This is a genomic window from Acinetobacter sp. YH12096 (genome assembly GCF_013419215.1).
Classification (GTDB): Bacteria; Pseudomonadota; Gammaproteobacteria; order Pseudomonadales; family Moraxellaceae; genus Acinetobacter; species Acinetobacter amyesii.
The window spans coordinates 77,738-92,660 of sequence record NZ_VPAM01000001.1 but is presented as its reverse complement, the minus strand read 5'-3'; the positions used below and the strand labels follow the sequence as shown (position 1 = coordinate 92,660).

Annotated in this window: 13 protein-coding genes and 2 pseudogenes; 4 read left to right on the top strand and 11 right to left on the bottom strand. The window is 40.7% G+C overall.

From position 1 onward, the window contains the following. Nucleotides 1-164: 164 nt before the first annotated feature. From hfq to tsaE, 4 genes are all read right to left on the bottom strand, one after another. Complete coding sequence (hfq, locus tag FTU36_RS00400) at nucleotides 165-677, bottom strand: RNA chaperone Hfq (protein ID WP_180007345.1); 513 nt, start codon at nucleotides 675-677, stop codon at nucleotides 165-167. A gap of 92 nt (nucleotides 678-769) precedes the next feature. Further along, the gene (gene miaA, locus FTU36_RS00395; RefSeq protein ID WP_180007346.1) at nucleotides 770-1,714 is read right to left on the bottom strand and encodes a tRNA (adenosine(37)-N6)-dimethylallyltransferase MiaA; all 945 of its coding nucleotides are present in this window, start codon (nucleotides 1,712-1,714) and stop codon (nucleotides 770-772) included. 6 nt (nucleotides 1,715-1,720) lie between these two features. Next, nucleotides 1,721-3,733 (bottom strand): DNA mismatch repair endonuclease MutL, encoded by a 2,013-nt coding sequence (gene mutL / locus FTU36_RS00390; protein WP_180116599.1) that lies wholly within the window; start codon nucleotides 3,731-3,733, stop codon nucleotides 1,721-1,723. Further along, nucleotides 3,723-4,202, bottom strand: coding sequence for a tRNA (adenosine(37)-N6)-threonylcarbamoyltransferase complex ATPase subunit type 1 TsaE (tsaE, locus tag FTU36_RS00385; RefSeq protein ID WP_180003097.1), 480 nt, complete (start codon nucleotides 4,200-4,202; stop codon nucleotides 3,723-3,725). Before tsaE ends, mutL begins: the two co-directional genes overlap by 11 nt. 135 nt (nucleotides 4,203-4,337) lie before the next feature. Between tsaE and FTU36_RS00380 the strand changes: the two genes are divergently transcribed. The 3 genes from FTU36_RS00380 to FTU36_RS00370 all read left to right on the top strand — a co-directional run bounded on the left by FTU36_RS00380 (nucleotide 4,338) and on the right by FTU36_RS00370 (nucleotide 6,246). Beyond that, entirely contained in the window at nucleotides 4,338-5,243 is a 906-nt protein-coding gene (locus FTU36_RS00380; RefSeq protein WP_180116598.1) for a pseudouridine synthase, read from the top strand. A gap of 112 nt (nucleotides 5,244-5,355) precedes the next feature. Continuing rightward, entirely contained in the window at nucleotides 5,356-5,703 is a 348-nt protein-coding gene (locus tag FTU36_RS00375; RefSeq protein ID WP_078189014.1) for a type II toxin-antitoxin system RelB/DinJ family antitoxin, read from the top strand. A 99-nt stretch (nucleotides 5,704-5,802) separates the two neighbouring features. Then, on the top strand, nucleotides 5,803-6,246 hold the full coding sequence (locus FTU36_RS00370) for a GNAT family N-acetyltransferase (protein WP_180063143.1): 444 nt from the start codon (nucleotides 5,803-5,805) through the stop codon (nucleotides 6,244-6,246). A gap of 188 nt (nucleotides 6,247-6,434) precedes the next feature. Here FTU36_RS00370 and FTU36_RS00365 read toward each other — a convergent pair whose 3' ends face one another. Continuing rightward, nucleotides 6,435-7,154, bottom strand: coding sequence for a pseudouridine synthase (locus tag FTU36_RS00365; protein ID WP_180088540.1), 720 nt, complete (start codon nucleotides 7,152-7,154; stop codon nucleotides 6,435-6,437). 151 nt (nucleotides 7,155-7,305) lie between these two features. Here FTU36_RS00365 and FTU36_RS00360 point away from each other — a divergent pair, with 151 nt between their 5' ends. Beyond that, nucleotides 7,306-7,761, top strand: a complete 456-nt coding sequence (locus FTU36_RS00360; protein ID WP_180003104.1) for a DUF441 domain-containing protein — start codon at nucleotides 7,306-7,308, stop codon at nucleotides 7,759-7,761. A 32-nt stretch (nucleotides 7,762-7,793) separates the two neighbouring features. Here the strand turns inward: FTU36_RS00360 and FTU36_RS00355 are convergent, their stop codons facing one another. The 6 genes and pseudogenes from FTU36_RS00355 to FTU36_RS00330 all read right to left on the bottom strand — a co-directional run bounded on the left by FTU36_RS00355 (nucleotide 7,794) and on the right by FTU36_RS00330 (nucleotide 14,894). Next, complete coding sequence (locus FTU36_RS00355) at nucleotides 7,794-8,960, bottom strand: CynX/NimT family MFS transporter (protein ID WP_257224773.1); 1,167 nt, start codon at nucleotides 8,958-8,960, stop codon at nucleotides 7,794-7,796. Nucleotides 8,961-9,265: 305 nt separating this feature from the next. Next, nucleotides 9,266-10,337, bottom strand: a pseudogene (locus FTU36_RS00350) (diguanylate cyclase domain-containing protein). 273 nt (nucleotides 10,338-10,610) lie between these two features. Continuing rightward, nucleotides 10,611-10,932 (bottom strand): annotated as a pseudogene (locus FTU36_RS00345) (gamma-glutamylcyclotransferase family protein). Nucleotides 10,933-10,941: 9 nt separating this feature from the next. After that, nucleotides 10,942-11,862, bottom strand: a complete 921-nt coding sequence (locus FTU36_RS00340; RefSeq protein ID WP_180116596.1) for a LysR family transcriptional regulator — start codon at nucleotides 11,860-11,862, stop codon at nucleotides 10,942-10,944. A 181-nt stretch (nucleotides 11,863-12,043) separates the two neighbouring features. Continuing rightward, the gene (locus FTU36_RS00335; RefSeq protein ID WP_180007353.1) at nucleotides 12,044-13,030 is read right to left on the bottom strand and encodes an ion transporter; all 987 of its coding nucleotides are present in this window, start codon (nucleotides 13,028-13,030) and stop codon (nucleotides 12,044-12,046) included. A gap of 148 nt (nucleotides 13,031-13,178) precedes the next feature. Then, nucleotides 13,179-14,894: an AAA family ATPase gene (locus FTU36_RS00330; protein WP_180116595.1), complete on the bottom strand. Its 1,716-nt coding sequence runs from the start codon at nucleotides 14,892-14,894 to the stop codon at nucleotides 13,179-13,181. Between the last annotated feature and the right edge of the window lie 29 nt (nucleotides 14,895-14,923).

The following is a 14,923-nucleotide window of genomic DNA, read 5'->3' as shown; positions in this document are numbered from 1 at the left end:
ATAAACAAAAAACCAGCTTCGGCTGGTTTTTTATGTCGATTCTTATCATTATTCAGCGTTGTAGTAATTATTAGTTGTAGTAATTATTAAAAAACCAGTATTTAAACCATCTACTCTTTTTATAGGCAAAAAAACCTCCCATTTGGGAGGTTTTTTTAACTCAATTAACGATTGTTGTTTTCGTCGTCTTGAGCATCTTCAAATTTAGTTTCGCCATCAAAACCAGCATTTTGACCGCCGAAGCCACTTTGACCGCCGAAGCCACCTTGACCACCAAAGCCACCTTGACCACCGAAGCCACCTTGACCACCGAAGCCACCTTGACCACCAAAGCCACTTTGACCACCGAAGCCACCTTGACCACCGAAGCCACCTTGACCACCGAAGCCACCTTGTTGACCGCCGCCGAAGCCGCCTTGTTGACCACCGAAGCCAGCAGCGCCTTGAGCACCAGCAGGAGCACCAGCAGGACGTGGGTTACGTGCTGGAACAACAGTTGAAATAGCGTGTTTGTAAACCATTTGGCTTACAGTATTTTTTAATAAAACAACGTATTGGTCGAAAGATTCAATATGACCTTGCAATTTAATACCGTTTACAAGGAAGATCGACACTGGAATACGTTCTTTACGGAGAGAATTTAAGAACGGATCTTGTAAAGTTTGACCTTTAGACATGTTATAACTCCAAAAAATAATAAAAATCAGCGCAAAAGCTACCTTTACTTTTCAATTAAAAATTATCAAAAAGGTAGTCTGTAAATTTTGCTTTATCCGTAGCACTTTCGCAAGTCTTCTTGAGCCTGCTGCGCAGTTAAATATGTAGTAAATTTATGCGTTTCTTGCAAAGATCTTAACCAAGTATATTGACGTTTTGCAAGTTGTCGTGTTGCAAAAAGTGCCTTATCCTCCATTTCACGCTGTTTTTCGCTACTTTGATCACTATTTTTCAAAAAATCTAAAGCTTGACGATATCCAACTGAGCGCATAGAGGGTAAATTTTCATCTAAATCGTATTTTTCAATGAGAGCTTTCACTTCATTTAAAAATCCAATTTCCCACATTATTTTTAGGCGTCGAGCTATACGCTCATGTAATTCTAATCGGTCGGGCAATAATGCGTAATTATGAAAATTGTATCGGTATGGTACGTTTTTAGGTTGCTCAGCTTGTAACTGAGTAATGGGTTTACCGGTTAACTTAAAAACTTCGAGCGCACGGATAATTCGTTGCTTATCACTCGGTTTAAATTTTTCACCTGCCAATGGGTCTACATTGCACAATTCTGCATATACAGCATCCCAACCTTGCGACTCAGCTTTGGCTTCAATTTCAGCACGTACAGCATAGTCTGCACTTGGTAAATTTGAAGACAACCCTTCCAATAAAGCCTTGTAATACAACATCGTACCACCGACTAATATCGGTGTTTTACCTCGTGCATGCATATCATCAATCAGCACACAGGCATCTTCCACAAAGTTCGCTGCCGAATACACTTCTAGCGGACTGATAATATCAATCAAATGATGTGGATATTTCTCCAACTCAGCTTTACTCGGCTTGGCCGTACCAATATCCATATCCTGAAAAACCAAAGCAGAATCGACTGAAATTAATTCGAATCCACCTTGCTCGTATAACTCACATGCCAAGGCGGTTTTACCGCTTGCAGTTGGTCCCATTAAGTTGATGACCGGCAATTGATTTGACATGTAAAACTACTCTCCCCGAGCAAAAAGTTTATCTAACTGTGCCAATGGAAACGCACGCCACGTCGGACGTCCATGGTTACATTGGCTGGCAAATTCAGTTTGTTCCATCTGACGCAGTAATGCATTCATTTCAGATAGACTTAAAATACGGTGTGCGCGTACAGCGCCGTGACAGGCCATGCCTGCCAATATTTGATCGCGCTTTTGTAGCAACCCTGCAACCTGATCACTTGGGTCTAAATCATTTAATAAATCTGGAATCAGCGCATCAAAGTCTGCTTTATGCAAAATGGCAGGAACACCACGAACAATGACTTGCTCATCGCCATATTGGTCTATTTCTAAACCTAGGCGTGCCAATTGTTCTTTGAGCTCATCGACGCGCATCGCTTGCATCCGACTGATACTGACGACTTTAGGAATCAGCAATTGCTGTGATGTCCAAAACTCAGGTTTATCCCAAGCCGTTTTCATTTGTTGTAAAACAATGCGCTCATGCGCAGCATGCATATCAACAATGATTAAACCTTCGGTGTTTTGGGCCAAAATATAAATACCATGCAATTGCGCAATGGCAATCCCCAAAGGATGCTCATCGACTTTCTGCTGAATATGTTCAGCCAATGCGGTATCCGGATCATTTAACGACTCAGTTTGACGTAAAGGCGCCAAATAACTTTGCAATGCATTATTGAGCTGTCTGGAACCCGCTAAATTTGACTGATATCCAACACTATTGTTCGACGCATTTGAATATTGCTGTGTATAAGCTTCCTGCCCTGTTGGCGCATGATTAGAAGCATATTGCACTGTTGCAGGTGAACTAAAGTCAGTGAGTCCGCCTGAGATCTCTGGACTGACAAAATTTGAGCCTTGCTCTGCAACTGGCTGAGATTGATGTAATGAAAATTGTTCCTGATGACGCGGCTGCGGAATAATATTTTCGTGTGCCTGCCCGTCGAGTTTCATTGCAGATGACAATTCGGCTGTCGCGGTTTGAAATTGCGCTAATGTCGATTTGGCAAAATGGCGCACAAACTCATGTACTTCACGTTGATTTAGAAAACGTATTTCATGCTTGGTTGGATGCACATTCACATCGATATTCTCTGGATCAACTTCCATAAATAACAAATAAGCCGCATGTTGATGTCCATGCAAAATACCGTCATAGGCCATGCGAAGTGCATGTGAAACTGTCTTGTCTTTTACGATACGTCCATTCACATAGACATATTGCATATCGGCTTGCGCACGTGCATCTGAAGGATGACCTAACCACCCACTGAGACGCATATTGACGCTATCAGCATCCATCCAGTACGCATTTTCAGTAAATTGACGGCCTAATAATTGTTGCACCCGCTGAAAACGCAGCGCACCACTATCTGCAATAGGCAAGTTCAGCTTAATGCTATTGTTATGCTCAAGGACAAAACGTATATCAAAATGGGTCAGTGCTAAACGACGGACAATTTCTTCGATATGTCCAAACTCAGTCCCCGGTTTTTTGAGGAACTTACGCCGTGCAGGTACATTAAAAAATAAATCTTGCACACGAATGGTGGTGCCTTGCGTCGCTGCCACAGGCTGAATTTCTTGTGAATCAAATGCAGTGCCATTTACTTCGACCTGATAGCCTACACCGTCATCATTTTGGCTACTGGTCAATGTCAAACGAGACACCGCAGCGATCGAAGCCAAGGCTTCCCCACGAAAGCCCAGACTTACAATGGCATGTAAATCCTCAGCAGTTTGGATTTTACTTGTGGCATGGCGCATGACCGCCAAAGGTAAATCTTCAGGGTGAATACCCCGACCATTGTCTATAATTTCAATCAGTGTACTGCCGCCTTGTTCAATACGAACAATCAGCTCAGTCGCCCCTGCATCAATGGAATTTTCCAGTAATTCTTTGACCACAGAAGCAGGACGTTCAATCACTTCCCCTGCGGCAATTTGGTTGGCTAAGGCAGGATCAAGCGTTCGAATGCGGCGGGCACTGATTTCATTCAGCATGGTTAAATTTTTGCTCCAAAGCGTTTTGCAAAGTTTTTGAAGAAGAGCTTAAAGTCGCTGTACGGGTGGTTTCATCCGCAGACTTTTCAATATTAATAATTAAATCAGCCTCAGGGATTTCGTCGCCCCCTTTAGATGGCCATTCAAATAAAAATAGGGCGTTCGGCGTTTCTAAATAATCACGGATACCCATAAGTTCAAGCTCATAAGGGTCATTCAGACGATATAAATCAAAATGAAAAATATCTTGTCCTTGAATATTGTAAGGTTCAACCAATGTATAGGTTGGACTTTTTACCGCACCTTGATGACCCAAGTGTTGTAAAAAATAACGTGTTAACGTGGTCTTTCCTGCACCCAAGTCACCAATTAAATACGCTACACCCGTCGTAAAATGCGTCGCCAGTACGGTAGCTAAGTTTTGGGTATCGACTTCACTATTAAGTTCCAGACTGAATGAATACTGCATATTACTCACAACATGTACATAAGAATTAAATATGATAGCATCGCACTGGCTAAAATGGATATGTTCACACTATAGATTGAGCATTTTTCATGATGTGTTCTCTGCTTTATTTGCTCAGTTTTTAGATCTTTCTTCATGCACAGTTTTGAATTTACTCCCCCAATGATCAATGGTGTTAGTGCCAGTAAAGTCTTCCTTGACGGTCAACACACACAAGCCACAACGGTCTATGCATATTTGTGTGAGCAATTTCCTCATATCCAAGCAGCAGAGTGGCAACAACGATTTAAGGATGGATTGGTCTATGCTGCAGATGGTGACGCTTTAACGATAGACAGTCCTTTTGAAACAAATCGTCATGTTTATTATTATCGATTCTTAGCGCATGAAATTCATGTTCCCTTTGAGCATCAGATTTTATTTGAAAATGATCATTTCATCGTGGTCGATAAACCGCATTTTCTCACCATGAGTCCGACCGGTCAGTATGTACAAGAAACCTTGTTGGTTCGACTCAAAAAACAAACGCAGCTTGAACACCTAACACCGATTCATCGTTTAGATCGTGAAACTGCCGGCGTGGTGCTCTTCTCCAAATGTGTTGAAAGCCGTGGGCTATATCAACAGATGTTTGCCAAGCGGCAAGTTCAAAAAACCTATCATGCCATTGCAGCTTATCGAGATGAGTTAAATTTCCCAATGACAACTCGCTATCGCATGGAAAAAGGTCAACCTTTTTATACAATGCAAATAGTAGATGGTGAACCTAACAGCGAAACCTTCATTCAGCTGATCCAGCAGCATGGAAACCGCGCTAAGTATGAATTAAATCCCCATACCGGCAAGCAACACCAACTTCGTGTACATTTAAATGCTTTGGGCATTCCAATTCAAAATGACCCCTTTTATCCAGTAGTACAACATAAGGCAGATGACGATTTCAGCCAACCTTTACAACTACTTGCGAAACAGCTTGAGTTTATCGATCCTGTGACAGAGCAGGCTTTTCAATTCAGTTCTGCCTATGAATTGACACTGTAAATCGATTGTCATTACATTAAATTGATAAAATACTGCCAAACTTTCTTGAATTTATAACAGTTTTGATTAGAATAAATGCGAAAAGTTAAGTATTTTAAAGCTTTCTAAGAATATGAGAAAAACTGAAGTCTACCAAATCCGCCTCGATTCACAGGAAAAGAAACAGGCCTTTGCCGTGTTTAAGCAATTAGGCATTACACCTGCACAGGCTGTACGTCTATTCTTTAAACAAGTTGTTTTAACCAAATCGATCCCCTTCTCTATTGAAAACCAAAATATCAATATTGAACAATTGATTAAGTTACGTAAATTAAAACAACAAGAAGCTCAAGCCATTTCAACCACTGAAATTAGCCCTGCGGAATTAGAAATTTTAAATAATGATCCATTATTAGATGATGATCATCTCGACTTGTTTGAAGAGCTCAATGCAATTTTGGGTGAAGGTGACAAAACTTAACACTGTCGCATTTATAAACAATTTATAAATCAACCAATTTCGAAAATTCGATATGCTTCATGCAAGACTGATAAAAAATAGCATGGAGTATAGAAAAAAATGATCGTTCGACGCGCAACAGAAGCAGACCTTCATCCACTTGCTGTTTTATTTGATGAATATCGCCAATTTTATGGCACCTCTTCTAATCTTGATATCTCATATAAATTTCTAAGACAACGTTTTGAAAATAATGAAAGCGTAATTTTTATTTGCTTAAAAGATGATGTGATTACTGGGTTTATCTTACTATATTTGGGCTTTTCATCTGTGGCTTGTTCAACCTACTATATTTTAGATGATGTCTATGTCAGCCCTATATATCGTCGTCAAGGTTCAGCCAAACAATTGATCGATACTGCGGTTCTCTTTGCTCAACATGAAGGCGCGCTTCGAATCAGCCTCGAAACTCAAAAAAATAACTATCACTCACATCAACTCTATGAATCGATGGGCTTCATTAAAGATGATGAATTTCAAACCTATCATTACTTTATTCGCTAATGCATTGCTCAGCTTTAAAATACATCAACAAAGCATGTTGAAAAACGCATCTTTAGATCAGCAGACAGCAGACAGCAGACAGCAGACAGCAGACAGCAGACAGCAGACAGCAGACAGCAGACATATTAAAGGGCTTTAATACCGCACATTCATCCTTCAAATGATGACGTATCAAAGCCCTGTACCTATTACTGTGAATTTAGATTTTCACGAAATTTCGATTGTTCAATTTGCTCTGCATTCAAATAGATCCATTCACCCTCAGCAATATCTTCAAGCTTTAATTGTCCTATTTGAGCACGATGTAATGTTTCAACTTTATTGCCCACAGCCGCCAACATCCGTTTCACTTGATGATATACCCCTTGATGAACAGTCATTTGTAATTGCTGTGAAGCCAATAGCTGCACATCGGTTGCAGCGAAAATGCCTTTTTCGTTTCGCAGCTCCACGCCTTGTTCTAATTGTTGTATTTGCTCAGGTGTCACAGGATCTGCGGTATGCATCGAATATACTTTGGCAACATGCTTTTTAGGGTGTGTCAGCGCTTGCAGATATTGACCATCATCCGTGAGCAGCAACAGTCCAGTGGTGTCTTGATCCAGTCGACCGACGCATTGCAAACCACGATTTAACAGCACATCATCAAATAATTCAAAAACACTAAAATGATGGGTTGCCTGATGCGAACATTCATAACCTTGAGGTTTATTTAACGCGATATAAACATGCTCACGATAGGTATAGTCCTGTCCATGCACACTGTAAGTTAAATCATTCAAGTCCAGCTTTTGCTTTGGATTATCTACAATCTCACCGTGTATTTCGACCGCACCATTTTTAATCAACTGTTGGCAATATTTACGCGAACCAAAACCTTGTGATTGCAGCATTTTTTCCAAAAACATAGAACAACCTAATAAACACCATATATTGCTATTTTATACTGAACCACGAGCCAACTTGCAGGAAAAATAGCGGAAATAATCTTGAACGCCAGTTTTTAATGTTTCTGCGCTACACTATTGATTATTTATTGAAGTTTCTCACGAATATCCTATGTCTCAGTTGGATTTAAATCTGATCGTGTTATTGGTGTTATTGGCTTGTGGCATCTTTAGCCACAATACAGCGATCACCATAGCAGCAGGTGTCTTGATTATTTTCCGCATCACGCCTTTAAGTGAATTTTTCCCCTATCTGCAACAATATGGCTTAAACATTGGCATTATTATTTTAACCATTGGCGTACTCACGCCGATCGCTAGCGGAAAAATTCCTGGTGATTCGATTTTAAAATCCTTTTTAAGTTGGAAATCCCTCGTCGCAATCGCCATTGGCATCTTTGTCGCATGGCTAGGCGGACGTGGTGTCAAACTGATGTCCAATCAGCCAGATGTAGTTGCCGGACTATTAATTGGGACAGTCGCAGGTGTTGCGATGCTGCGCGGTGTACCTGTCGGCCCACTCATTGCAGCAGGCATCTTGTCGCTACTGATTGGGATTAAACAATAAAGCCGTTGCTGACATAGCGGTTTAACAAAATGTTAATTTGAGCCATGCTGCATTTGAAATAAACGTCGACTAAGCATGATTCCAACGAATGACAACGCTGACATCAAGATACCTGCCCAGAACCACGCTCCAGTCTGTGAAACTACGGTGGCAATCACAGGTGGCAGAACAAATTGTGATATGGCAGAACATTGTAAAATCATGCCGATCGTCGTACTAATTGCCGCAGGATAAGGTGCAAAATGTAGTGCTTGCGCAAAGACGGTCGCAGCAACTAAGCCACCAAATAGCGAAAAACTGAACACCGTAAAATATTGCAGTAAAAAAGGTAACGCATCTTTAAAGAGATAAAATCCTAAGGAGCAAATGATCAAAACAGCAAAACCCAGTTGGACTAAAGTTTTAGCTTGAAAACCACGCTGTAATAACAGTCCACACCCCCATGTACCCACCGCATTGGCAACGGCAACGCTGGCTGTTAAAGCACCTGCCAGTTCTGCTGAAATTTGGTTTTGTGCATAAATCATCGGTAAGAATCCCACCAATGCAAACCACTGCCCTGCATATGTCCCAAAAATGAGCGCCAAAAGCCATGCTGCTGGATGTTTAAGAGTATCCCGAATGAGACCAATAACAGGTGTTGTATTAAGCGCCGCTTTAGGCTGAGGAATAAACATGGCGATACAGAGCAGTAATGCAGCAGTGATCATAGCAAAACTGAGCCAAACCACACTCCAACCATATTGAGCAATTAGAAATGGCGCAACCAATAATGCTATCCCCATACCTCCGCCCATATAAGCACTCCACAGTCCCATCTTTGCGCTGATGTGCTGTAGCGGTACAAGCTGACGGATAAATGCAGGCCCTGTGAGTGTCACCAATAAGAAGCCAAATCCTTCTATGACACGCAGTAGCAACAAGACATCAAAGCTTTGTGCAAAGCTCCCCCATGCACTTGCTATCGTCAATAGACTTAAGCCCAATAAGATACACAGTTTAAATCCAATTTTTTGGATATAACTACCAATCAACAATGCAAAGCACATTCCTGCACCCTGTACTAGTGAGAGCAATAAACCAGACTGAATAAAGCTAATACCAAGTTGCTGTTGTAATACAGGTATTGCGGGCGGTAATTTCCCGATATGCATTGCAGCAACAAAACCTGCCGCAATAATGAATAAATCTTTTGACATCCCTTTCATTGAATTGTCATGCTCTTTTCGCCATGCAATAGTGCACAGCTTAACAATTCAAAATATTATTTTGAGTCAAAAAACAAATGACCTTAGATGATTTTTCAATTATTTAATCATCTTGCACCGTCACATGCTAAGCGCACTTTGATTTAAATTAAACAATGATATTCCGTGATGTCATCTGCAATTGTTTGAGACAACACGTATTCCCATCAAAAATGTTTTTTCTGATACTTTCAATAATTTGGCGGTAGTGAAGGAATTCACCTGCATAACAATTAGTGAATTATTTAAGCAGTGAGTTATTCAATATTTACTTGTTTCCGTTCACGCTTATTGGCGTACATTTTCAAGTCTGCCATTTCGACCAATTGATCGATGGATTCGGCATCCTCTGGAAATAAAGCCATGCCAATACTGGCACCAATTTTCAAGCTCATTTGCTCGAATGCAAATGGCAGTCCGCAACTTTCTGCGATTCGATTCATCGCCGTTTGCGCACGCTCTAAGTTGGCAATATTGGTTAAAATCACAGCAAATTCATCACCGCCCAAGCGTGCAACCAAGTCATTTGGCAATATTGGTTAAAATCACAGCAAATTCATCACCGCCCAAGCGTGCAACCAAGTCATCTTGACGTGTTTCACGCAAAATGCGCTGTGCAATTTCTTTCAGTGCAGCATCCCCAATGCGATGTCCAAACTGATCATTAATCGGCTTCAGACCATCCATATCAATCATCAAGATACCCAGTACTTTTTTCTGCGCGCGAGCTTTTTCTATACCTTGGCGTAAAAAGTCGACAAACAAAGCCCGATTAGCTAAGCCGGTTAAGCTATCTTGCGTCGCCAATTTATATAGCTCTGTCGCACCGAAACGTGTCGCATGGTACATCGCCGCAGCGATCAACTCAGACATCAAACTTAATATATGTAAATCGGCTTCCTGAAAGGCATCGACTTGGTCAGAGTAAATCTTTAAAACACCGACACCTTCATCACAATGAATCAATGGCACTACTGCCATCGAACGCAATCCAACACGTTGACATGCCACGCGATCTACCCGTGCATCTGTTTCCGAATCTTGGCAATACAGTGTTTGTTTTTGTGCAATACATAGACCTGATAAGCTGTTTTCAATATGAAGTCTTAAACCCAGTAAATGGCTCGCCCCGCCAGACACTGCACGATAGACCATATCACCATCTTCAGCCAACTCTACAACTGCACCTTTAGCATGTGTAATCTGCTGCGCCTGTTCTGCCACTACGGTCATCACTGCATTTAGATCTAAACCCAGTTTGGCAATAGCTGTCTGCGTTTGAATCACAGACATGAGTTGAGTTGGTGAGGGTTCTATAGAATTGGGCATGATTGAGTTCAAACAGGGTTCAATGTGAGATACAGCTCAATTCTAAAAATTATTCATCCACTTGTATAGCAATCTTAAAGTGATTTCTGTGCATTCAAGCACTTTAGATACAACTCTTTCAGATACGGCTCTTCGAAAGAAAATGCACTCAAGGAAACAACAGAGCAAGCAGAATCATCGATACATATTTCGCAGGTTGGGGAAAGTCATAATGTATGGATGACCCACGTAATGTATGGATGACCCACGTATTTTACGACTCTCCCCTCAATATTATTTCAAAGCGTAAATTTCACTCTGCATCCATTCTCCGCCTTCCAATTGCACATCTACAGCCACACGTTGGTATTCAGCCCCTTCAAATTCATCTAAAGCTGCCCAATGTGCTGCTAAGTTTTCAGAGATAAAAACATAGCCTTCAATCGCTAGACCTGCCTTTGATAAACGAATGCCAGGACTACCCACCACCCCAGCCTTTATGTTCTAACTCACCCCATACCACACCTTTCTTCCACTCGCCACCAATACGCTCCATCACATTAGCATTGGGCTGACCTAGACGTAATGTCCCGTATACAAAAAGACTCTGAGTCATAGATCCTCCTTAGTTGGCATAATATTGATTGCGCTTTTGTGAGAATTTCGCCAACTGTTTTAGGAAGCCTTCAAAATAGCTTTTTTCAGCCTCTTCGGTACGATAACCGGCGTACAATGTCCGTCTTAAACCTTCAGGTGAAACACAATCTAAGCGTCGAGAGGTCACCCAACCTTTTTGTTCATATTCATTTACCACCCAATCAGGTAATGCCGCGATACCACGACCACTTGCAACCAACTGAATCAGCATCTGGGTCAAATCTGTGGTACGGACGTGTTTAGGCTGAATATTGGCCGGTAAAAATAATTTCGCCATGATATCTAAACGATGTTTATCGACCGGATAGGTAATAAGCGTTTCTTCTGCTAATTCTTGAACAGTCACATTTGTTGCACGAACCAAGGGATGCGTATTTGACAGTACCAAACGAGACTCATATTCAAAGATAGGGAAATATTCCACACCTTTTAAATTGATCGGATCTGCCGTAATCAGAAGATCAAACTCGCCCGTTTGTAATAGTTCATGCGGATTGGCTTCAAAGCCAGAGGCAAAGTCTAAATCTACATCGGGGTATTGTTGACGGTAGACATTCAATAACGGCATGAGCCAGTCAAAGCAACTATGACATTCAGAAGAAAAAATAATTCGGCCGGTTTGACCATGCACAATACGTGTAATGTCCGATTGCGCAATTTGAACTTGCGGCAAAATGTCATCGGCAAGGCGTAGTAAACGTTGCCCAACATTCGAAAAGGTCACAGGACGTGTCCGTCGGTTCACCACCTCTACCCCATACCAATGATCAAGCTCTTTCAACTGATGTGAAAGCGCAGAAGGCGTTAAACACAGATCATTAGATGCAGCGACCAAAGAACCATGTTCTCTGAGTGCCAATAATGTTTTGAGATGGCGTAATTCCAACATAATGAGTTCCACAAACGACATACTGAATGAGCTGAAAATCAGTATTTTTAAATTATATTTATCATATCATGATATTTATGAATCATATTCATCATAAATTTTATTTAACTATTTTTTATTCACATGAATATACTTCATCAAGTTTTACTGAATCATCTTTAGCTAATGTGTTTTTTTCACATTACAAATCAGGTAATTTTTTTCCACAATGCGGGCAATATGCATACTGCTCACGCTCCTGCTTTAATGATTCCTCTTTTTGCTCACGTAACAATTGCCAAATAATATCCTGTGTTTGCTCACGGGTTAAACCCACTGTTTTTCGGATTTCTTCGATTTTTTCAGGCTCAAGTACAAAATCAATTTCACGATTTTGAATCAACTCACGAAAACTGAGTTCTAATTGTTGTTTGCGTTGCTCCAATTCATGTGCCAAACCATTGGCTAAAATACCTGCTGGCAATGCTGCCAAGCCAACCCCTAATATCGTAATCATTGCACCTAATATCCGCCCAACAGGGGTTATCGGTGTTACATCGCCATAACCGACCGTCGTTAAAGTAACAACAGCCCACCACATGGACGCAGGAATAGAACTAAAGACCTCTGGCTGTGCTTTACTCTCAACTAAATACACCCCAGCTGCGGCCATAATAATCATAATAAATAAAATAAAAACAACAGCTTGAAATGAACCTTTTTCACGTTCAATGACACGTAACAAAATTTGCAACGACACAAAATATCGAGTTAATTTTAATAAACGCAGTAATCGTAAAATACGTAAAAAACGCAAATCAAAATGGACAAAGAAATTTAGATATGCAGGTAAAATTGCCAATAAATCAATAATTGCGCCACCACTTTTTACCCAATTCAAACGATTACGCCAAGCGGAGTAAAATGGGTCTTTATCTGCAATCGACCAAAGCCTCAATACGTATTCAACACTAAATACAATGATTGAAAAATTTTCAAAAAAATCAAAGTAAACTTGATAAGACAAATAAATATCATTGACCGATTCGAGTAAAACCGCAGCAGCATTACCTAAAATCAGCAATATCAAAGCATAGTTGAGAAAATGACTAAATTTAGTTTCATAATCATCATTATGTAAATTGTTATAGACAAATTTACGCAGTGAATACCATGCACTAAAAGTCATAATTCAAATCGTTAGCAAATTAACTTGCTACAGTGTAAACCATCGCTTAGGAAAAATACGAATCCTTTAGACAGTCTACTGTTAAATCTATTGAACGATATTAACCACACTTTATTCATCAGTATTTTTCGTATGCACCATATATCCATTATTCCACAAATAATAAAGCCAAACGAACTTGGTCATATCCCATGCGTGGACTGGTTAACTCCACAATTGGACGCAACTTAACCGTGCCATCATCATTATAATGTGCTGGGTCTTGTCGTTTCGCCAAACGTTTATAGATTTTACGCACCTGCTCAACCACTTCTTCTCCCGGATGTGCCACCGAGATATCTAAACCTTGCTCTTTTTGCAGACGAGCCAAATGGTTAATAATCGTAGCTGGTGTTAAACCACGCTCCACAGCAATATCCTGAATTTCATAACCTTCCTCAAACAACTCCCGAGTTTGATCTAAAGTCGCTGTGGCAAAGCTTTGTTTTGCACCAGTTTTGGCTATTTTCTTTTCATTGCGCTCGATTTCCACTTCATTCAGCGTTCCACCACAATGACGAATAAAGGCTTTATGTTGGACGGTTAAATCAGCCTCTGCAAAATTGGTTTCCGCTTCATCAGAGAGTTCCTGAAAGCGTCGATCGGCTTTAATGGCCAAACTGTCGAGTTCTAAGGCTTGTTCATTAAAACCAAGTAAACGCAAACCATCTAATGTTTTTAAACGCGACAATGCCACATAACCCTGACCTTTCTCAAAAGTATGGGTCAAGTTAATTTCAGCCGCTGCAAGGGTCATCCCTTGAGATTTGTGAATGGTGATCGCCCAAGCCAAACGCAGTGGAATTTGTTGGAAACTGGCAATGGTTTTACCATCATCATTATCGACAGACCATGTTTCAGGTTCGACCACTAAGGTCGTGCCATCAGTGAGTTTTACTTTAGGCAAGATACCATATTCATCATCTTCTTCAAAACCTATCACTTCACCGAGGCTGCCATTGATATAGCCCACGTCAAAGTTGTTTTTTACAAACATCACTTTGGCATTTTTCTTTAAGGTCAAAGTTTCCGGCGCACGCACTGAAGATTTTAAGGTTTCGATCAGTTTATCATTACCATCACATTGGGCATCAAACTGGCGAGATTCTTGCTCAATTTCATTTAGATGTTTATAGTTAATACTATCTACATCCATATTATGGGTATACAAGCGCGTAAAGGTTTCACCTATATTTTGTGAACTTGTCTGCCTTAAAGCATGCAAATGATCGCCCGTAATTTGCTGAGCACGAATCGCATTTAGAATATCATTGAGATAGTCATTACCCTGACGATGTTGTTCGGTCAAATAACACACGCGAAACTTCGCTTCTACCCATGCCTCAGACATAAAGCAAAACTTGTCACGGTTTAATTCACCTTTGCGTCCCACAGGGGGTAACTGGAAGAAGTCACCTGCAACAATGACTTGAATCCCCCCAAAAGCATCTTCACTGTCTTTAAAAAATTTTAAAACTTTATTCACCAAGTTTAATTGCTTGGCATGCAACATCGAAATTTCATCGATGATTAAAACTTGGGCATTTTCCAAATGCTCTTTTAAATATTTACGTTCTTTTAAGCGCTTTAACTCATCTTCGGAAATCGCATCTTTAATCCCAATCCCTGCCCATGTATGAATTGTCATGCCATTCATATGGGTTGCAGCAATCCCTGTAGAAGCCGTAATTGCCACCGGCACTTTGCGCGCTTTCAGATAATTGATGTATTGATTTAAAGTATAAGTTTTACCTGCACCAGCCGAACCTGTTAAAAACACATTTTCGCCTGCTTTGAGCAGCTTGAGTGCAGTTTCTTGTTTCATAAGACCTATACCGTAAAAGAACGGCTATA